14 protein-coding genes and 1 tRNA gene are annotated in these 19,372 nt (G+C 60.8%); 8 read left to right on the forward strand and 7 right to left on the reverse strand.

The window, feature by feature from the left end; all coding sequences use genetic code 11:
• Together JWQ61_RS07350 and JWQ61_RS07355 are read right to left on the reverse strand one after the other, a co-directional pair.
• A partial coding sequence (locus tag JWQ61_RS07350) for an exodeoxyribonuclease V subunit beta (RefSeq protein WP_304359948.1) occupies positions 1–2,862 on the reverse strand: 2,862 nt, incomplete at its 3' end.
• Positions 2,859–5,603, reverse strand: a complete 2,745-nt coding sequence (locus tag JWQ61_RS07355; RefSeq protein WP_304359949.1) for a PD-(D/E)XK nuclease family protein — start codon at positions 5,601–5,603, stop codon at positions 2,859–2,861. The genes JWQ61_RS07355 and JWQ61_RS07350, both read right to left, overlap by 4 nt.
• 312 nt (positions 5,604–5,915) lie before the next feature.
• On the opposite strand from JWQ61_RS07355, the gene trxA reads away from it, so the two are divergent.
• Positions 5,916–6,242: a thioredoxin TrxA gene (gene trxA, locus JWQ61_RS07360; RefSeq protein WP_014004862.1), complete on the forward strand. Its 327-nt coding sequence runs from the start codon at positions 5,916–5,918 to the stop codon at positions 6,240–6,242.
• Between the two features lie 104 nt (positions 6,243–6,346).
• Positions 6,347–7,609 carry a transcription termination factor Rho gene (rho, locus tag JWQ61_RS07365; RefSeq protein ID WP_014004861.1) on the forward strand — a complete coding sequence of 421 codons (1,263 nt, stop codon included), beginning with the start codon at positions 6,347–6,349 and terminating at the stop codon, positions 7,607–7,609.
• 75 nt (positions 7,610–7,684) lie between these two features.
• Here rho and JWQ61_RS07370 read toward each other — a convergent pair whose 3' ends face one another.
• Positions 7,685–8,308, reverse strand: coding sequence for a TetR/AcrR family transcriptional regulator (locus JWQ61_RS07370; RefSeq protein WP_304359950.1), 624 nt, complete (start codon positions 8,306–8,308; stop codon positions 7,685–7,687).
• A gap of 100 nt (positions 8,309–8,408) precedes the next feature.
• On the opposite strand from JWQ61_RS07370, the gene JWQ61_RS07375 reads away from it, so the two are divergent.
• The 6 genes from JWQ61_RS07375 (at position 8,409) to JWQ61_RS07400 (ending at position 14,774) form a co-directional block, all read left to right on the forward strand.
• Positions 8,409–9,149, forward strand: a complete 741-nt coding sequence (locus JWQ61_RS07375; protein ID WP_304359951.1) for a 3-oxoacyl-ACP reductase family protein — start codon at positions 8,409–8,411, stop codon at positions 9,147–9,149.
• 10 nt (positions 9,150–9,159) lie between these two features.
• Complete coding sequence (locus JWQ61_RS07380) at positions 9,160–10,713, forward strand: MFS transporter (RefSeq protein ID WP_304359952.1); 1,554 nt, start codon at positions 9,160–9,162, stop codon at positions 10,711–10,713.
• Between the two features lie 124 nt (positions 10,714–10,837).
• Complete coding sequence (locus JWQ61_RS07385; RefSeq protein WP_304359953.1) at positions 10,838–12,130, forward strand: MFS transporter; 1,293 nt, start codon at positions 10,838–10,840, stop codon at positions 12,128–12,130.
• 231 nt (positions 12,131–12,361) lie between these two features.
• On the forward strand, positions 12,362–12,631 hold the full coding sequence (locus JWQ61_RS07390; protein WP_014004858.1) for a type B 50S ribosomal protein L31: 270 nt from the start codon (positions 12,362–12,364) through the stop codon (positions 12,629–12,631).
• 233 nt (positions 12,632–12,864) lie between these two features.
• Positions 12,865–14,583: a glycosyltransferase family 39 protein gene (locus tag JWQ61_RS07395; protein ID WP_304359958.1), complete on the forward strand. Its 1,719-nt coding sequence runs from the start codon at positions 12,865–12,867 to the stop codon at positions 14,581–14,583.
• A gap of 104 nt (positions 14,584–14,687) precedes the next feature.
• Positions 14,688–14,774, forward strand: a tRNA-Leu gene (locus tag JWQ61_RS07400).
• Positions 14,775–14,829: 55 nt separating this feature from the next.
• Here JWQ61_RS07400 and JWQ61_RS07405 read toward each other — a convergent pair.
• The 4 genes from JWQ61_RS07405 to JWQ61_RS07420 form a co-directional block, all read right to left on the reverse strand.
• On the reverse strand, positions 14,830–15,876 hold the full coding sequence (locus JWQ61_RS07405) for a porin (protein WP_304359954.1): 1,047 nt from the start codon (positions 15,874–15,876) through the stop codon (positions 14,830–14,832).
• Between the two features lie 18 nt (positions 15,877–15,894).
• Complete coding sequence (locus tag JWQ61_RS07410; protein WP_304359955.1) at positions 15,895–16,959, reverse strand: haloacid dehalogenase-like hydrolase; 1,065 nt, start codon at positions 16,957–16,959, stop codon at positions 15,895–15,897.
• Positions 16,960–17,203: 244 nt separating this feature from the next.
• Complete coding sequence (locus JWQ61_RS07415) at positions 17,204–17,905, reverse strand: DUF2968 domain-containing protein (protein ID WP_304359956.1); 702 nt, start codon at positions 17,903–17,905, stop codon at positions 17,204–17,206.
• Positions 17,906–18,043: 138 nt separating this feature from the next.
• Positions 18,044–19,372 (reverse strand): sigma 54-interacting transcriptional regulator (locus JWQ61_RS07420; RefSeq protein ID WP_304359957.1); only part of this gene is annotated, 1,329 nt, incomplete at its 5' end.

Raw genomic sequence — 19,372 nt, forward strand, 5'->3', positions numbered from 1 at the left:
CGACTCGGCCGGCGGCATTTGCGGTGGGTCGAATATTTCCTGCTCAAATCTTTGCACGCTGCCGGTAGCCGAGGCGTGTTCCGCGATAGCGTCGAAGCTGGGGTCTAAGCTGAACTCTGGCACATGCTCCAGCCGCGCATACCAGCTATCCTCCGTCACGCCGCCGCTCCTGCCGGCGACGCCGCAGACGATCAGCAGCTGCTTGGCGCGGGTGGTGGCGACGTACAGCAAGTTCCAGTCTTCCTGCGTCTTGAAACCCTCTTCCGCCGCAAACAGCGGATCGCGCGCCGCGCCGCGTTCAGCGCTGCTGCCGAACGCGGAAAAATGCAGCGGCGCCTCCGCGTCCTGCGGCCAGTCGCACAAAATGCCGTAGTCGTCGCGCGCCGGTTTGCTGTGGTTGGCGTCCAGCAGCACCACTACCGGCGCTTCCAGCCCCTTGGCGCTGTGCACCGTCAGGATACGCACCGCGTCGGTGGCGGCATCGATGCTGGCTTCATCGGGAGCATCGCCGCCGGCGGCGTTTTGCAAGCCGCGCAAGGCATCGATAAATTTGGGCAAACTGGGGTAACGGCCAGCATCCATGTTCAGCGCCAGTTCGACGAAGGTTTCGATGTTGCCTATGGCCTGGCTGCGCGATAAAGGCGAAGCTGCCTGTGCATAACGCGCCAGCAATTGGCCCTGGTGCAAAATCACATCGAGCAGGTCGTGCACCGGCAAACGCGGCGCCGCCTGCAGCCATTGTTCAAGCAGGGCGGTGGCGCGCTGCAGCGCCGGCGCCGCGTCCGGACTTGCCGAGGCAGCCCGCAGGCGCGCCCACCAGCCGCGTTCACCGCGTTGCGCCAGCGCGATCAGGTCGTCGTCGCTGGCACCGAAGATCGGCGATTTCAGCACGTGGCCGAGCGCGCGCGCATCGTCCGGCGTGATCAGGAAAGTCAGCAAGGCGACCAGGTCGGAAATCTCCAGCGATTCCAGTAAGCCGCCGCGCTTGTCCGACATGAACGGTATGCCGGCTGCACGCAGCGCGCTTTCGTAGGCGCCCAGATGGCTGCGTTTCTTCACCAGCAGCATCACGTCCGACCAGCGCAACGTGCGGTCGCCGTGCTCTTGGCGCACCCTCAGTTCTTGCCTGGCGCGCCACAACGCTTGCGCCAGCTGCCTGCCCTCGTCGCGGCGGCGCGCGTCTTCCGATTCTTCGCGCGCGGTTGTCAGCGGATTGCGCAAGCCTTGCGGCTGTTCCTCCGTCTCATCGTCGGCCTGCTGGATCAAGGGCAAACGCCAGACCTCGCCGCCGACTTCGCCCAGCGTGGTTTGCGCCGAAAACAAGGGATTGGCGTAGAAACTGGCGTTCAGCACATCCACGATGGCCGTGGCGTTGCGCCTGGTCTGGTTGGCTTGCAATACCGTGGCGCCCTGCTGCTGCAACAGCTTGCGCGCAGCCTCGAACACCCTTGGTTCGGCGCGGCGGAAGCGATAAATCGATTGTTTTGGATCGCCGACCACAAACACGCTGGGCTGCCCGGCGTCTTCGCCGTAGGCGCTCAGCCAGGCGCGCACGATGCTCCATTGCAGCGGGTTGGTGTCCTGGAACTCATCCAGCAGAATATGTTTGTAGCGCGTATCGAGCCGGCTTTGCAGGTAAGCCGCGCTTTCCGGATTGGTCAGCAAGCGGTAGGCCTGCCATTCCAGGTCGGCGAAATCGAACACCCGCTGTTCCGCCTTCAGCGCCTGGTAGCATTCCAGATAGGCATTGCCGACACTGAACAGATGCTGGTTCAGGCTGAGCACGGTGCGTTCGTGGCTGCGTTTGCGCAATAGCTTGAGGGCATCGCCGGTGGCGTCGAATTGCGCATCGAAAGCATCGAGCGCATTGCCGCCCAGGCTGTTTTCCAGCGCCTTCAGCAAATCCTTGGCCTTGCCGTTGCTGCGCGGTTTGCCGGCATCGTCGAAAAACTGGTGGCATAAAGCGTCGAAATTCACCGCCGCGGCGCCTGCCGTCAGCGCCATTTCAATCGCGGTAGCACGTTTCTGGTTGGTGGCGGAACCCTGGCCCAGCAGCCAGGCGATCTGCTTGACCTGCGACAGGAGTTTTTCGTCGTCCCACAATGACAGGCGCGCATCGATTTCAGCATCTTCGCCGCACAGTTCGCGCAGCCACTGCAGCGGCGCATCCACGCCCTGCTGGATCACGGCCCACCATTCGGCGCGTTTATCGATGAAAGCGTTCAGCAATTTCCTGGTGCTGAAATCGCCGGCCAGCTGGTACAGCGCCAGCAGATCCTGCCTGACCTGGCTGTTTTCTTCGTCGTTCAGCGACTGCATGAAACGCAAGTAAGCGTCGGCCAGCAATTCGCCGGTTTTCTCGGTCAAGGCATAGCCATGCGGCACGCCGGACGCCAGCGGCGCAATTTGCAGCAGGCGCGCGAACCAGCTATGGAAAGTATCAATCGACAGGCTTTGCGGACTGGCCAGCACGCGCTCATACAGATCGCGCGCCGCAGGCAGCACTTGCGCCAGGTCTTGCTGCGCGATGCCGCGTTCCAGCAACAGCTGGCGCACCTTGGCGTCCGGCTGCAGGGCCAGGTCGTGCAGCAGTTCCAGCAAACGTTCGCGCATTTCCTGCGCGGCCTTGCGGGTAAAGGTGATCGCCAGCAGTTCCGACGGCGCGGCGCCGGCCAGCAGCAGCCGCAGCATGCGCGCCACCAGCAGCCAGGTCTTGCCGCTGCCGGCGCAGGCTTCCACCACTACCGAATACTGTGGATCGCAGGCGGCATTGGTGAAGTCCTGGGCCGCGACTACTGCGCCGTTCATCCGATAGGCGCTCGGCAGCTCGGTCTCAGTTCGCACACTTTCAGCTTCGCTCATTCCCATGCCCCCTTGCGACACAAACCGCGCACATCGCAATACTGGCAAACCGATGCCACGCCGTTGGCAGGCAGGCCGACGCCGCGCGCAATCGCTTGCACATTGACCGAAATCTGCGCGGCCAAGGCGCGTTGCGCTTCGTCGTAGTCAGGAGCGCTGACGTCGCCGACCTTGTCTTTAGTAGTTTCCAGCGCGACGTAGTGCGCCGCCGCAACCGGGCGGTCCGACAGCAAGCCGTAGAACGCCAGCTGATGATCTTCATGGTCTTTCAGTTTTTTATTCAGCACGACCAGGTTGTTGGTCTTGTAATCCAGCACCGCGCGCTCGCCGGCGTCGTTCTCGTCGACCCGGTCAATTCGGCCGTGAAGCATCAGTTCGCGGTCCGGCAGCGCCATCGGTTTTTCATACGCTTGTTCGCCGAATATAAAAGACCAGCCTTGCGCTTCGTGCTCATTGGCCCAGGCGACATAGGCCGAAATGACTTTTTGCCATCGCGAGTAATAACCCAGGGCTGCTGCGTTTTTGGCGATGACGCTGTCGAACAGTTTTTTTGAAATGTCGACCAGCAAGGATTCGCGCCGGTCCGGCGGACATGGCTGGTCGCGCAGGGTTTCGTGGTAAATCTCCAGGATTTCATGCAGCCAGCCGCCGTAGTCGCGCTTTTCCGGCAAGTCGGACAGTTCGTCCAGCGACGCCAGGCCCAGCATGCGTCGGGCGAAAAATTGATACGGACAGGCGATAAAACTGTTGTAGGCGCTGGCCGTCAGGCGGCTTGGCGTCAGCTGCGGCGCCGCCGGCGCCGGCATGTAGGTAGGCGTGGCCAGCAAGCTTTGCGATGCAATCGCCGCCCGCCGTTCAGGCAGCGCCGGCGCGGCGGTACCTGAACGACGGGCCAGGGTCAGCTGCAGGCGCTGGATCCAGGGACTGACCGGATTCGGTTCGCCGTCCTTGTGCGCCTGCCATGACAACACCACTTGCGGATTCATCGCCAGCAGCTCGACCACGTCGCGCAATTGCTGGCGCTGCCGGCTTTCGCGTGTCGCCAGGCCCAGTTCGCGCCGCACGGTATTGGCAAAAAACAGCGTCTCCTGCGGCTGCGACGGCAAGTGATCGGCATCAGCACCCACCATCAGCACGGCGTCGAAGGTGCGCAGGCGGGCGCCGTTCAGCGGCAGCATCACCACCCGGCGGTCATTGATGGCGCTGATGAAGCTGGTGTCGTCGAGCTGCAGGTTGACCAGCGCGCGCCATTCGGGAAACGAGAACAAGCCCGCAAAGTCATTCCCCGGCGGGGCAATGTTCTGCAGCAGCTGCAAGATCTGCTGGCCGGCCGAGTCCGCGCTGAGCGCCGCTGAGATGCCCAGGGCGTCGAGCGCCGCTGCGGTAGTGGCTATCCAGTCGCGCAGATTCTTGCGGCCGCTGAACAATGCAGCTTGCTGCGCCAGCAAAGCCACCGCCTTTTGTTCCGCCGGCGCCGCAGTCAAGGCATTGATCACCGCGCGCCACTCGCCGAGCACGTTGGCGCGCCGCAGCAACAACTCTATCTTCATCACCAGCGCCGACTTGTTGGCGATACTGTCCTGCGCATCATGCAGCAGATCGCTAGGCGCTTCATTCAGCACAAACGGCGATTTCAGCAAATCCAGCAAGGCGGTGGTTTCACCGCGTGCGGTGACAACATCGAACCAGGCTGAAATCGCGGATGCGGCGCGCGTGGTGGACAACTTCCAGCCGGTTTCATCGGCCACATGGATCTGCGCCCGTTCCAGCAAGGCGCGGATGCGCCGTGCCACGACACGATCCTGGGCCACGATCGCCAGGCTGGCCTTGCCCTCCTGCAGCCAGTCGATCACCATCTGTGCGCCTTGCACCGCCTCGTCTTCGACACTGCGCGCCGCGCACAATGCCAGCTCGGCCGGCAATGCATGGCCGCCGATTTTTTCCCCAAGGTTTTCTTCGTCTGCCGCGGCCTCCACCATTTCCGGCCAAGCCTGGGCATAGGTCGGCAGCAGTGCCTGCGCGCGCCAGTCGAGAGTGATCGTCAGCACTTGCTGGCGCCTGGCATAGGCGTCGAGAAAGGCCTGCTCCAGGGGTTCCGGTGCTACCGAACTGATCCAGGCCATGGGCTGGCTGGCGTTTTCGGCGACCTGCAGCATTTGCGCGAAGCGCGCGGCGATTGCATCGTCGGCGTCCAGCTGGCTTTTCCAGATCGACCATACCAGCTGCGTTTCATCCGACAGCAGCTTGCGCGCATCCGGCGACAGCTGTTCCAGCGCATGTTGCCAGCGCTGCTCCGGATCGTTTTCTGCATCGGCGTGCAAAGCGGGCAGCAAGGCTTGCGTCAGCTCGTCTGATAACGCTAACAATGTCTGCGCCAACGGCAGCAGATCGGTATTGCGGCGCGCCGTAAATAATTTTTTCAGCCAGCCGTGCTGGCGCAGTTCGGCATACAGGCGCATTAGCCGCTCGCTGGCGGGCAGCACATTGGGCAGCGGCGGCAAGGTCGCCAGCCAGCCGGACAGGGTAAAGAATTGCGGCGGCACGAAAGTCCCGCCCAGCTCCGCGCTCAAGGCCGCTTTCAGCGGCTGGGCATGGGCAAAGGTGGGCAGCACCACGCGCCATTGGGCGAAATCACGCTGGCCCTGGTCGCCGCTGGCCTGGCGGCAGGCTGCCAGCAGAGCACGTGCAGCATCCGGCCAGAAGTTGGCGGAAGGCACGATTTGAATGGATTTTGATGGCATGTAGCTCACTGAAAGTGCGGGAACAGCTGCATTGCAACTCTCGCATTTTTGCAACAATTAGCTATCATTTTATGCGAGCCCCCGGGAAAACCGGCCTCAAATAATTACATGATCCACACTTTTTCATAAAATCGGTTATGATTTAGTGAATATCCCGCCGCAATACCTCTTACCGCACCCACAAAAACTTGAATTCGCGCACGGCATCCCCACTTATTCAATAGAATAGGGAACGCCGATGGCAGCCACCAAGCAGGAATGGTAAGTCGTCTTGGCACACATTGATTCTTTTTCCCTCACACTGAGGAAACCATGAGCGAACATATTAAACATACTTCCGACGCAACTTTTGAAGCAGACGTACTCAAATCCGACAAACCGGTCCTGGTCGATTTCTGGGCTGAGTGGTGCGGTCCTTGCAAGATGATCGCCCCGATCCTGGAAGAAGTCGCCAAGGAATACGGCGACAAGCTGCAAATCGTCAAGCTGGACGTCGATTCCAACCAGGCAGTGCCTGCCAAGCACGGCATCCGCGGCATCCCGACCTTGATCCTGTTCAAGAACGGCGTTCCGGCGGCACAGAAGGTTGGCGCGCTGGCCAAGGGCCAGTTGACCTCTTTCATCGATTCGAATATATAATAAGAACCGTGGCGGTGCGCCCGCACCGCCACTAGTGTTTTACTAACTACACCACGCAGTTCCCTCCCCCACCCAATATTTCCCATCCCGGGACACTCATACCTATGCATTTATCTGAATTAAAGGCGTTACATGTCTCCGCCCTGCTAGAAATGGCAATCGGCCTCGACATCGACAACGCAGCGCGTTTGCGCAAACAAGAACTGATGTTCGCGATCCTGAAAAAGCGCGCGAAATCAGGAGAACAGATTTTCGGCGACGGCGCCCTCGAAGTCCTGCCTGACGGCTTTGGCTTCCTGCGCTCGCCCGACGCCAGCTACATGGCGTCCACCGACGACATTTATATCTCGCCTTCGCAGATCCGCCGTTTCAACCTGCACACCGGCGATTCGATCGAAGGTGAAGTACGCACGCCGAAAGACGGCGAGCGCTATTTTGCCCTGGTCAAGGTCGACAAGGTCAACGGCGAATCGCCGGAAGCCTCCAAGCACCGCATCCTGTTTGAAAACCTGACGCCGCTGCATCCGAACAAGCCGCTGCCGCTGGAACGCGACATGCGCGGCGAAGAAAACATCACCGGCCGCATCATCGACATGATCGCGCCTATCGGCAAGGGCCAGCGCGGCCTGCTGGTAGCGTCGCCGAAGTCGGGTAAATCGGTCATGCTGCAGCACATCGCGCATGCGATCACCACCAACCATCCCGATACTGTGATGATCGTCCTGCTGATCGACGAACGTCCGGAAGAAGTGACCGAAATGCAGCGCTCGGTGCGCGGCGAAGTAGTCGCCTCCACTTTCGACGAACCGGCCACGCGCCACGTGCAAGTCGCCGAAATGGTGCTGGAAAAAGCCAAGCGCCTGGTCGAAATGAAAAAAGACGTGGTGATCCTGCTGGACTCGATCACCCGCCTGGCGCGCGCCTACAATACCGTGATCCCTGCCTCCGGCAAGGTGCTGACCGGTGGTGTCGACGCCAACGCGCTGCAACGTCCTAAGCGTTTCTTCGGCGCCGCCCGCAACATCGAAGAAGGCGGTTCGCTGACCATCATCGCCACTGCCCTGATCGAAACCGGCAGCCGCATGGATGACGTGATCTACGAAGAATTCAAGGGTACCGGCAACATGGAAGTCCACCTGGAACGCCGCCTCGCCGAGAAGCGCGTGTACCCGTCGATCAACCTGAACAAGTCCGGCACCCGCCGCGAAGAATTGCTGATCAAGCCTGACCAGCTGCAAAAGATCTGGGTGCTGCGCAAGCTGCTGTACAGCATGGATGAAATCGAAGCGATGGAGTTCATTCTCGACAAGATGAAGTCGACCAAGAACAACGCCGAGTTCTTCGACATGATGCGCCGCGGCGGCTGATCAGAATCAGTCATCGTAAAAGCCTGGTCCATGCAAATGGACCAGGCTTTTTTCATATCTAGGCTACTGACGACGTTATGCGGCGGCCAGCCGCCTGGCTGATGGCGGCGCCGGCCAGATCAGCATCGCCGTGCGCGCCACGCCCTGCAATGCTTCCTGCGTGGCGCCGTCGCGCGCTTGCAGCGACATGCCATGCAGCACGGTAGTAAAGTAGGCCGCCAACTGGCCGACGTCGGTTTCCATTGGCAATTCGCCATCGGCCACGCCTTGCAGCAGGCGCTTGCGGATATCCTGCGCCGAATCCACTCTCAAGTTGTGCAGGAACAGATCCACCGGGCGATTCGACGGCGTGGTGTTGGTAGCGCCCAGCACCACCAGGCAGCCGGTCGGTTTGCCCGGCAAGGCCAGCACGATAGCCGCCGCCATCAGCATGCCTTCTATCGCCGCACGCGCAGTCAGGCCCGCGCGCAAAGCTTTGCCGGTGGCGCTGCCGTCGGTGCTGCGGTAGTAGTCCACCGCTTCACGGAACAGCGCCTCCTTGCCGCCGAATGCCGCATACAGGCTGGGGGCGTTGATCTTCATGGCGACCATCAGGTCGGCCAGCGACGTGCCCTCATAGCCACGCTCCCAGAATATTTCCATCGCCTGCCGCAGCGCCGTTTCGCGGTCAAAGCTGCGCGGGCGTCCTCGTTCAGCCATATGCCACCCAATTTTGTAACAATCGTTAAGAAATAACTTGACAGCAGCGAGCGCTGTCAGCCACCATTATATAACGATCATTACTTAAATAGGAAACATGATGTCAAAACTGACTGGGAAAGTGGCTTTGGTCACCGGCGCAAGCCGTGGAATCGGCGCAGCAATAGCGAAACGGCTGGCGCAAGAAGGAGCGGATGTGGCGATCACCTATGTCAGCTCAGCCGACAAGGCGGACGCCGTGGTGAACGATATCCGCGCCAGCGGCAGGCGCGGCCTGGCGCTGGCCGCCGACAGCGCGGATCCGCATGCCACCGTGGCCGCAGTGCAGCGCACGGTGCAGGAACTGGGCCGCATCGACATCCTGGTGAGCAATGCCGGCATCGGCTACTGGAAACCGCTGGACCAGTTCACCCTGGAAGAATTCGACCGCATCATCGCGATCAATGTGCGCGCAGTGTTCGCCGGCGCCCAGGCCGCTGCGCCGCACATGGAAAGCGGCGGCCGCATCATCACCATCGGCAGCTGCAATGCGGATCGCGTGCCGGCCGCCGGCAGCGCCCTGTACGCGATGAGCAAGTCGGCGCTGATCGGCCTGACCAAAGGCATCGCCCGCGATCTCGGTCCGCGCGGCATCACCGCCAACCTGGTCCAGCCCGGGCCGATAGACACCGACATGAATCCGGCCGACAGCGAACGCGCCGATTCCTTGCGCGCGCTGATGGCGCTTGGCCACTACGGCAGCGGTGAAGACATAGGCGGCCTGGTTGCCTACCTGGCCAGCGCGGAAAGCCGCTTCATCACCGGCGCCGCGCTCACCATAGACGGCGGCTACAACATCTAAGGAGCGCACCATGCCAGCGATCACCAGCGAAACGCAGCACGGCAGCGACGCCAGGAACAAGACGATTATCCTGGCTGCGGTGTGCCTGGCCGGCTTGATGATGCCGCTCAGTTTCACCGGGCCAGCCGTCGCCATGCCGGCCATCGCGCGCGACCTGCACGGCAGTCCGGTGGCGCTGGCGTGGGTGGTGAACGCCTTTGTGTTGGCCTTCGGCAGTTGCGTGATGGCCGCTGGTGCGCTGGCCGACCAGTTGGGGCGCAAGCGGATTTTTCGCGCCGGCGTGATCGGTTTCACGCTGCTGTCGCTGGTGACGGCATTGGCTCCCAGCCTGTTGCTGCTCGATTTGCTGCGCGGCGCCCAAGGCGTTGCCGCAGCGCTCGCCACGGCCGGCGGCGCTGCCTCGCTGGCGCAGGAGTTCGAGGGGCCGGCACGCACCCGGGCCTTCAGCCTGCTGGGTACGACCTTCGGCGTCGGGCTGGCGTTCGGACCGATCTGGTCCGGTTTCCTGATCGAAGCGCTGGGCTGGCGCGCCATCTTTTTTACCGGCACGCTGATCGGCATGCTGGTGCTGGTGTTCGGCCTGCCGCGCATGCATGAAACGCGCGATCCGCATGCGCGCGGCATCGACTGGTGGGGCACCTTGAGTTTTACCGCAGCGTTATCCTTGCTGATCTTCGGCATCACGCTGGCGCCGCAAGCGGGCTGGTCCAGCGCGCCGGTGCTGGCGCTGCTGCTGAGCGCCGCAGTCCTGCTGATTGCGTTCGTCTGGATCGAATTGCACCAGGAACGGCCGATGCTGGACCTGTCGCTGTTCCTGTATCCGCGCTTCGTCGGCGTGCAGCTGCTGCCGCTGGCGACCGCGGTCTGCTTCGTGGTGCTGCTGATCGTGCTGCCGATTGGCTTCATCGGCGTCGAAGGCTACAGCGAAATCCAGGCAGGTTTGATGATGATTCCGCTATCGGCGCCGATGGCCATCGTGCCGTTCGTCGCCGGCATGCTGGCGCGGCATGTTTCGTCCGGGCTGCTGTCGGCGCTGGGCCTGATGATCGCGGCGCTGGGCTTGTTATGGCTGGCGGCGATGCCGGTCGGGCAGCAGTCGATGGCGGTGATCTGGCCGATGCTGCTGATCGGCATCGGCACCGGCCTGCCCTGGGGCTTGATGGACGACCTTTCGATCAGCGTGGTGCCGAAAGAACGCGCCGGCATGGCCACCGGGATTTTCTCCACCATGCGCCTGGCGGGCGAGGCGATTGCGCTGGCGGCGGTCGGCGCCACGCTGATGGCCTTGATGCAATCGGGCCTGCAGCGGCAAGGCGCGATTGCCGGTACGACCATTACCGCCATCGCCAACGATATGGCAGCCGGTAATTTCAGCCATGCGGCGACGCTGGCCCCGCATGCCGACCGTGCCTTGCTGACAACGATATATGCCGATGCCTTCCATGCCACGCTGTATGTGCTGGCCGGCCTGACGCTGCTGGCGGCGCTGATATCGTTTGCCATGCTGCGGCCCAGAACGGCTGTGCACAAACCGGCGCTGCCGTGTGAAGCGGTTGAGCCGTGAATTGAAGTAGTGAACTGAGCCAGCAAAATGTTGCAATGAGAAAACTATAATTTACTGGCAAGGGGGAGCGTCGCAACACGCTAAATGCTATGCTTGCGAACCTCCTATTTCGCAACGGCACATCATGGCGACAACTCAATCCAGCCAATCGAAATTCGGCACAGTCCTGCGGGTTACCAGCGGTAACTTCATGGAGATGTTCGATTTCTTCCTGTTCGGCTTCTACGCAACCTACATCTCCAAGACCTTTTTCCCGGCCGGCGACGAATTTGCCTCGCTGATGCTGACCTTCATGACTTTCGGCGCAGGCTTCCTGATGCGTCCCCTGGGCGCCATCATCCTCGGCGCCTATGTCGACCGGGTCGGCCGCCGCAAGGGCCTGATCACCACCCTGGCGCTGATGGCGGTCGGCACCATGCTGATCGCCTTCGTGCCTGGCTACGCCAGCATCGGCTATGCAGCGCCGCTGCTGGTGCTGACCGGCCGCCTGCTGCAAGGATTTTCGGCTGGCGTCGAACTGGGCGGCGTCTCGGTTTACCTGTCTGAAATGGCAACCCCGGGCAACAAGGGTTTTTACGTCAGCTGGCAGTCAGCCAGCCAGCAGGTGGCGATCATCGTCGCCGCGGCCCTCGGCTTCGGCCTGCAAGTGTGGCTGCAGCCGGCGCAAATCGCCGACTGGGGCTGGCGCATCCCGTTCTTTGTCGGCTGCATGATCGTGCCGGTGCTGTTCGTGATCCGCCGTTCGCTGCAGGAAACCGAAGAGTTCATGGCGCGCAAGCACAAACCCGCCGTGCGCGAGATCCTGCGCTCCATGGTCGACAACTGGGGCCTGGTGGTCGCCGGCATGATGCTGGTGTCGATGACCACCGTTTCGTTTTACCTTATCACCGTCTATACGCCGACTTTCGGCAAGAGCGTGCTCAAGCTGACCACCATCGACGCGCTGGTAGTGACCTTCTGCGTCGGCATTTCGAATTTCATCTGGCTGCCGGTGATGGGCGCCCTGTCCGACCGCATCGGCCGCAAACCGCTGCTGCTGGTGTTTACCATCCTGACCATCCTCACCGCCTACCCGGCCCTGTCGTGGCTGGTGGCCGACCCGACCTTCCAGAAGATGCTGATGGTCGAGCTGTGGCTGTCTTTCCTGTACGCCAGCTACAACGGCGCGATGGTGGTGGCGCTGACCGAAGTCATGCCGGTTGAAGTGCGCACCGCCGGCTTTTCCCTGGCCTACAGCCTGGCGACCGCGATTTTCGGCGGCTTTACCCCGGCAGTCGCCACCGGCCTGATCGAATACACCGGCGACAAGGGCGCGCCTGGCATGTGGATGACTGCCGCAGCGATATGTGGCTTGTTTGCAACATTGTATTTGTATCGTAAAAACGGCAATCAAACCGCTGCCGCCGTCAAAAACTAGCGCCATCCTGGGCGGACGCCATGTCCGCCCAGGATGGATATCAAAAATTCAATATCAATGAATGGCTGCCGATTGTCCCCAAGGCACTGATTTCATTCATTTTTTCCAGTCCGCGGCTGGATTTATTGTATAATCTGCGGTTTTCCACCCCCGGCAAGTGATCGACAATCGGGTCAAGAAGCAAGACGACCGACGAAGTGATTGATTGGCTACCACACAATTGAGGCAATTATGAAAGACGGCATTCACCCAAATTACCGCGAAGTCCTGTTCCACGACGTTTCGAACGATTTCAAGTTCGTCACCCGTTCGACTATCCAGACTCGCGAAAACATCACTCACGAAGGTAAAGAATACCCTTTGGTGAAGATTGAAGTTTCGTCGGAATCGCATCCGTTCTACACCGGTCAACACAAAATCGTCGACACCGCTGGCCGCGTTGACAAGTTCCGCAAGAAATTCGGCGCTGTCGGTTCCAAGACTTCGATCGCAAATACTTAATTCGATCGCTTGTTCAAAAAGGCAGCTGCGGCTGCCTTTTTTTGTTTATCGAGACAGGCGGCAGGACAGGATTCGACTCTGTCTGCTGCACTGCAACTAACTGTTCAAGAAATCGTAAAGAAGTGTATGTCTTCTTGAGATCGTCAAGAACAAAAACTACGCTCAGTAATAGCGCAGTAACCCGCTATCCGGCACAATACCCAGCAATTCAACATTGATCAGACGCCATTGTGATGAAGCCCGTCCGCCTTCCTGCCTCCGCCACCAGCGCACTGCCACGCTGGGGTCTGTGGGCGTTGGGATTGCTATACATACTGCCCGGCCTGATCGGTCGCGATCCCTGGAAAAATGAAGATGCCTCCAGCTTCGGCATCGCCTGGACCATGGCCCACGGCAGCATCGCCGACTGGCTGATGCCGAATATCGTCGGCTTGCCGATGCCCGGCGAAAGTCCGCTGACTTACTGGATCGGCGCCATTTTCATCAAGCTGTTCGGCTGGCTGCTGGGCGATCCGCTGGCAGGCCGCCTGCCCGCCGTGGGATTCTTCCTGGTCGGCTCGCTGTCGGTCTGGTACGCCACCTACCTGCTGGGGCGCCGCACCGAAGCACAACCGCTCCGCCTGGCCTTCGGCGGCCAGCCTGAACCCCAGGATTTCGGCCGCACCCTGGCCGACGGCGCTTTCCTGATTTACCTCGGCTGCCTCGGCTTGCTGCTGCCGAGCCACGAACCTACCGCCAAAAGCCTGCAGGTCGCACTGGTCGCTTTTTCAATCTACGTTGCAGTGCGCCTGTTCGAAGCACGCAGCCTGCGCAGCGCAGCCTTGCTCGGCCTCAGCTTCGGCCTGCTGATCCTGAGCCGCGGCTGGCTGCTGCCGCTGGCCTTGCTGTGCGGTCTGCTGGGCCTGGCCCTGATACGGGAAAAAGCCATCGCCCGCGATTTGCTGGCAGTGACCTTGCCGGTCTCGCTGCTGGTCGCGGCCGCCTGGCTGATCACCAGCTGGGCGCTGCTGCCGGGCGCGCTGAACCGCCTGGTCGCCTGGGAAAATTACAACCTGCAGCAGCTAAGCTGGCCGACCTGGACCGCACTATCGTATTACCTTAAATACGGCATCTGGTTCGCCTGGCCGGCCTGGCCGTTCGCCGGCTGGGCGGTGTATGCCTGGCGCCAGCAGCGCTCGACCTTGCATATCGCCTTGCCGCTGGCGTTTTTCATCAGCCTGACGATCATACTGCTGCTCAATCCGCATCCGGAAGAAGGCATCCTGCTACCGCTGCTGCCGCCGCTGGTGATCCTCGCCGCGTTCGGCTTGCCGACCATGAAACGCGGCGCCATCAATGCCGTGGACTGGTTCTCGGTGATGACCCTGACCGCCTGCGCAGCATTCATCTGGCTGGCCTGGATCGCCAAGGAAAGCGGCTGGCCGGCGCAGATCGCCAAGAATGTCTACAAGCTGGCGCCCGGCTTCAAACCGGAATTCAACCTGATCGCGCTGGCGATCGCCCTGCTCGGTTCGGCGTTCTGGATCCTGCTGGTGAACTGGCGCCTGTCGCGCCGGCCGGCGGTCCTGTGGCGCGCGGTGGTGCTGTCCTCGGGCGGCGTGATCCTGTGCTGGCTGCTGCTCACCACCTTGTGGCTGCCATGGATCAACTACAGCAAGAGCTACGCTGGCGTAGCCGCCCAGATCGACGAACACCTGCCGGCCGTCAAACAATGCGTGGATACCAACGTCGGCCCGGCGCAGCGCGCATCGTTCGCCTATTTCGGCGACATCCCGTTCGGCGAATACGGCCAGCCGCATTGCGATTTCCTGCTGTACCAGGACAATATCTCGGTCAAATCGGACGATGCGATCTGGCGTGATTTCAAAGGCAACTGGAAGCTGCTGTGGACCGGCCGCCGGCCGTCGGACCGCGATGAGCGGTTCCGCCTGTACCAGCGGATCAGCAACTAGTCCCCGCCCGGCAACAGCTTATCCGCGGGAAAATTGATTCATGCAACTTGATTCATGCAACTATTGATCGGACCGCAGAAACCAGTCATAATAGCGGACGCGTTGCCGAGATGGCGGAATAGGTAGACGCACGGGACTCAAAATCCCGCGCTGGAGACAGCGTGCCGGTTCGATTCCGGCTCTCGGCACCAACAGACATAAGGCTTCCAGAAATGGAGGCCTTTTTGTTTTGCATCAACAACATCGTCAAAACTGGTGGCGCACGCCCACCATCATGCTTGTACGCGACTTGATGAAATCAGTGACGGCGCCGCTGGCATCCTTGGTCGTTGGAAACGCATAGACGTCAAACACATTGCTGGCATAGCCCGCGTCGACCTTGCTGTAATCAGCCTGCAGGTAGACATTGGTGCGCTTCGATAACTTGTAGTTGAACATGCCCACCACGGTATGCTTGCTGCCCTCCTGCTCACGCTGGCGATCGTAATAAAAGCCCCCGTACAGCTCTACCGCCGGTGTCGCCATATACGAAGCACCGGTCGCCCAGACATCGTTCTTTTGCGGCGTCAGGTCGCTGCGGTGGTTGAGATAACTGAGAAACAGCTTCAGCGCGCCGATCGGATAATAACCGCCGGCGGTCCATACCTTGTGATCGGCCACACCCTGGGCATCGTGGGTCTGCTGGTAGGCGGCGCTGACGGCGGCCTGCCCGAACTCATAAGCGAGGCTGCCGCCCAGTTTGTTGCCGTTGCGGTTGCTGCCGGCCTGTTCGCCGAAACCGTACATCAGCGAACCCGACACCGGCCCCACCTTGTACTGGTAAAACAGCGAATTGTCCCAGCGGTTACCGCCGGTGTAATTGTCGTAGATGAAACCCGATTCGTAGACGTTGGCCCAGCCGAACGGCTCATTGGCAAACTCGACGTTATACACCGGGCTGTAATGGCGCCCGACGGTCAATGTCCCCAGCTTACCCGACAAGCCGACCCAGGCCTGGCGGCCGAACAGGCGCCCGCTCTGGGCGGCTTTGCCGGTATCCGGCTCGAAGCCGTTCTCCAGCGTGAAGACCGCCTTCATCCCGCCGCCCAGGTCCTCGCTGCCCTTCACGCCCCAGCGGCTGCCGCTGGCGCCGCCGGAAGTCAGTTCCAGTAATTTATCGCCGGCGATATTCTGGTTGGTGCTGTAACGGATGGCGGTATCGATACGGCCGTAAAAGGTGACCGACGACTGGGCGCAGGTCGCCTGGCTGGCCAGGGCTGCGACGCAGCCGCCCAACAGGAAGCGTAGTTTCATGTGTTCTCCGGGATGGGCTTATTGAATGGCTTCGGGGGTGACAACGATCCAGTTCTTGTCGGCCGTGACCGGCAGGCCGAGCTCCTTCTGGCGCGCGACATTCTGCTGCTGCATGCCGTTCAGCTGCTGCATGTATTTATCCTTGCGGTTGACCCAGACCCTTACCCCGCCCTTCTCGATATCGGTCTTGTGGAACAGCATCGGTCCATCGCTGACCGGCGTATCGCCAGCCACCAGGATCGGACGCTTCCACTCATCGATATAGGTGCTGATCGCCGCCGGCTTGCCCTGGAACCAGGTGAGCGGCGCCCACAAGGCCGGAGTCAGCTCATAATCGAGCAGCGCATCGGGCTGGTATTTTCCCTGCGTGACCAGCTTACGCACCGTGGTGACTTCAGCCGTCTTGCGATTCTTGAGCAGCATGCTGACGCCGATCACATTCTGCGGCTTGACGTTGTAGCCGTATTTGGGATCGGCCAGCAGCATGCGCGCCAGGTCCTCGCTGGCGGCGCTGATCACGTAGACCTCAATGCCGCTCTGCATCAAGGCCTGGTATAGCTCGCGCATGCCGGTGAACAGCTGGGGCGCTTTCACCTCGGTCGACTTGAGCTCGGCGCCTTCGTAATACCTGACAGGGATCGGTTTTCCATATGCCATCAGCTGGTCGACTTGCACCTTCAGTTCGCGCAATGTGAAGCCGGCGAACACCTGCGCCACCCACGGGTAGCAAACCTGGTCATCGATCTCGCACAGGCGCTGGTAGTAGCTGTAGAGGTTTTCCTTGAACTGCGGCGTATCCTTGAACGGAATCAGCCTGAGCGACGCCGGCAGCTTGTTTCGCGTTATCAAGCCTTTCATTTCCATGAAGGGCAGCAGCGACTCTTCCAGGTCGTAGCGATAGCTGGTGTTGTCCATATCGAACACGGCGAACGCGCCCTGGTTGGCGTTAGCCGTAATGGCCGCCTTGAGTTTATCGGCCGCCGCCGCGGGCCAGTGGTCCAGTACGATTTCCGCCTGGGCGAAGCAGGACGCCGCGCACAGTGTAAGACCAGCCCACCAGGTTCTTGCCTTGTTGTTCGCCATACCATTCCCCCTCAAATGATCTGCATTCGTGTCCGAAGACGTACCGGAGTCGGCAAGGCATTGTGGGATTGATGATTTGGCGCCGATTGCAAGCAGGCGACGTGAAATATAAAACGCACGACAAGTGCAAATCCATGCGCGCCGGGCGCCTGATGGAAGAAGACAGAACTGCCAGGCAAAAAAATCGGGATGCGTCCAATGTCCGCATCCCGATCTATTTCCTGCCGCGGCATGCGCCGCCGGATTATTTCTTGCTGGTCTTGGCGTCGCCGAAATTGCTGTTATCCAGCACAGTCTGCTGGGCTTCCAGCGTACGGATACGGTTTTGCAAGCCGCGCAACTCGCTGCGCGCCGCTTGTTGCTTGTTGCTTAGCAGCTGCGCTTGCTGACGCGCCTGGTCCTGCTGGACGCTGACGTTCTGCTCCTGCTGCTGCTGCACCACGAGATCGTTTTGCAAGGCGTTGAGCCGGGTTTCCTGGGCTGCAATCAGCTGCTCGGTGTAGGTCTTCTCCGCTTCCAGCTTGATGCGGCGGATATCCACCTCGGCCAGCTTTTCGGTCTGGCCGACAAAACTCTTGTAGATTTGCTCGGCTTGCATGTCGGAGGTGGTTTTCACCACGCGCCAGAAATTCTTTTGCTGGAACAAGGCGACATAATAAGCACGGCTCTCCGGCTTGAACAGCAGGCTGGCGCCGTAGTTACCGTTATAGGTCGTACGCATTTCGCTGATGCTCTGGCTCTGCATCAGTTGCTGCAGTTCGCTGATGGTGCTGTTGGCGCTGACGGCCGCAGGCTGAGGGGCGGTGGCAGGGGCTGGCGCAGCTGTGGTCGGTGCGGGGCTGGCGGATGACGGCTGCGCCAGGGCGTTGACCGACAAGCCGGCAATGAGCATTCCCAGTCCTAAACCGCACACTGCGCGGACTGCATTGCGTACATTTACATTCATCCCCTGATTCCCTTCGCTAACATTAATTTAGTCGATATTAGACAGCATGTAGGCAATTTTATCTGCAATCCAGTTGTTGCTGGGCATTGTTTTTACTTAAACCATTATTATTGCCAATTTAATATCCTGCGTGCCTGATTATTCAGCCTCGCCGACCGCTTCCGTATCGGCAATCTGGAATTTGCGCATCTTTTCCCACAACACTTTACGGCTGATGCCAAGCGCATGCGCGGTATCCTGGCGCCGCCAGCCGTTGGCGTCCAGCACCGAGAGAATCCGGCTGCGCTCGGCCAGGTCCCATTTCTTGCGCACCGCCGTCAGGTCGCTGCCTTCATTGACGCGCTCCATGGTGCCCAGTTTGTCGAACACCCGGTCGATACGGACACGATCCCAGACGCCCAGCTGACGGTAGATGATGCCAACCCGCTCCGCCACGTTGCGCAGCTCGCGCACGTTGCCCGCAAACTTGGCCGCCGCCACCAGTTCCAGCAGCCAGTCCGGCGGTTGCGGGATCTGATCGTAGGTCTGCGCCAGCAAGGTGTTGAAAATCGCTATCTTGTCGACCCTGCCGCGCTCTTCCAGGTTAGGCACGCGCAGTTCGATCACCGCCAGCCGGTAATACAGGTCGGCGCGGAACATGTCTTGCTGCACCTGCTCGCGCAGATTGCGGTTGGTCGCCGCCACCAGCCGGAAATCCAGCTTGACCTCGGTTTGCGAACCGAGCCGGGTGACGGTGCTCTGTTCCAGCACACGCAACAGCTTGACCTGCTGGTACAAGGGCAAGTCGCCGATTTCATCAAGGAACAAGGTGCCGCCGTCGGCCTGCTCGAAATAACCCTTGTGCGCCAGCAAGGCGCCGGTGAACGCGCCCTTGGCATGGCCGAAAAACAGCGACTCGAACAAGCCGTCCGGAATGGCGCCGCAGTTAACGGCGACAAACGGCCCATGGCGGTAACGACCGTGCCGCTGGTGCAAAAGCTGGGCGATGCGTTCCTTGCCGACGCCGGTCTCGCCGATGATCAGCACGCTCGATTCGCAATCGGCAAAGGCCTCAGCCTCCGCCACCAGGGCCTGCATGCTTTCCGACTGAGCAATCAGCGGCTGCGGCGCGCGATCGGCGCCGGTGGTGGCATGCAGCTCGGAAGCCAGGCGGAACACCAGCTTGCGCAATTCGGCGCAGGTAAAGTCAAGCATCAGAATGTGCGAATACTCGACCGGATACACACGCGGATTGGCGGCGCGCCCTACTTCAGCCACCCAGATCACCGGCATGCCATGCGATTTTTGCCAGGCATCGGCGGAAAACTCGGCATGCTCGATCACCGTCACCGAAATCACCGCCAGCGACGGCCGCGATGCTACCTGGTCGCGCGTCACCGCCATGCCGTCGGCACGGATCACCTCGATATCGAAACTCGCCAGGCATTGCGAAATCCGGTCGGCAATATCGGACTTGCCTTCCCAGAT

The sequence above is a fragment of the Collimonas fungivorans genome (genome assembly GCF_028292705.1).
GTDB classification, from domain to species: Bacteria; Pseudomonadota; Gammaproteobacteria; order Burkholderiales; family Burkholderiaceae_D; genus Collimonas; species Collimonas fungivorans_B.

Excerpts from the sequence above, each read along its gene's own strand:
- rho (WP_014004861.1), top strand. The coding sequence starts at position 6,347 with ATGCATTTATCTGAATTAAAGGCGTTACATGTCTCCGCCCTGCTAGAA.
- JWQ61_RS07375 (WP_304359951.1), top strand. The coding sequence starts at position 8,409 with ATGTCAAAACTGACTGGGAAAGTGGCTTTGGTCACCGGCGCAAGCCGT.
- JWQ61_RS07405 (WP_304359954.1), bottom strand. The coding sequence starts at position 15,876 with ATGAAACTACGCTTCCTGTTGGGCGGCTGCGTCGCAGCCCTGGCCAGC.
- JWQ61_RS07415 (WP_304359956.1), bottom strand. The coding sequence starts at position 17,905 with ATGAATGTAAATGTACGCAATGCAGTCCGCGCAGTGTGCGGTTTAGGA.
- JWQ61_RS07395 (WP_304359958.1), top strand. The coding sequence starts at position 12,865 with ATGAAGCCCGTCCGCCTTCCTGCCTCCGCCACCAGCGCACTGCCACGC.
- JWQ61_RS07410 (WP_304359955.1), bottom strand. The coding sequence starts at position 16,959 with ATGGCGAACAACAAGGCAAGAACCTGGTGGGCTGGTCTTACACTGTGC.
- trxA (WP_014004862.1), top strand. The coding sequence starts at position 5,916 with ATGAGCGAACATATTAAACATACTTCCGACGCAACTTTTGAAGCAGAC.
- JWQ61_RS07390 (WP_014004858.1), top strand. The coding sequence starts at position 12,362 with ATGAAAGACGGCATTCACCCAAATTACCGCGAAGTCCTGTTCCACGAC.
- JWQ61_RS07355 (WP_304359949.1), bottom strand. The coding sequence starts at position 5,603 with ATGCCATCAAAATCCATTCAAATCGTGCCTTCCGCCAACTTCTGGCCG.
- JWQ61_RS07380 (WP_304359952.1), top strand. The coding sequence starts at position 9,160 with ATGCCAGCGATCACCAGCGAAACGCAGCACGGCAGCGACGCCAGGAAC.
- JWQ61_RS07385 (WP_304359953.1), top strand. The coding sequence starts at position 10,838 with ATGGCGACAACTCAATCCAGCCAATCGAAATTCGGCACAGTCCTGCGG.
- JWQ61_RS07370 (WP_304359950.1), bottom strand. The coding sequence starts at position 8,308 with ATGGCTGAACGAGGACGCCCGCGCAGCTTTGACCGCGAAACGGCGCTG.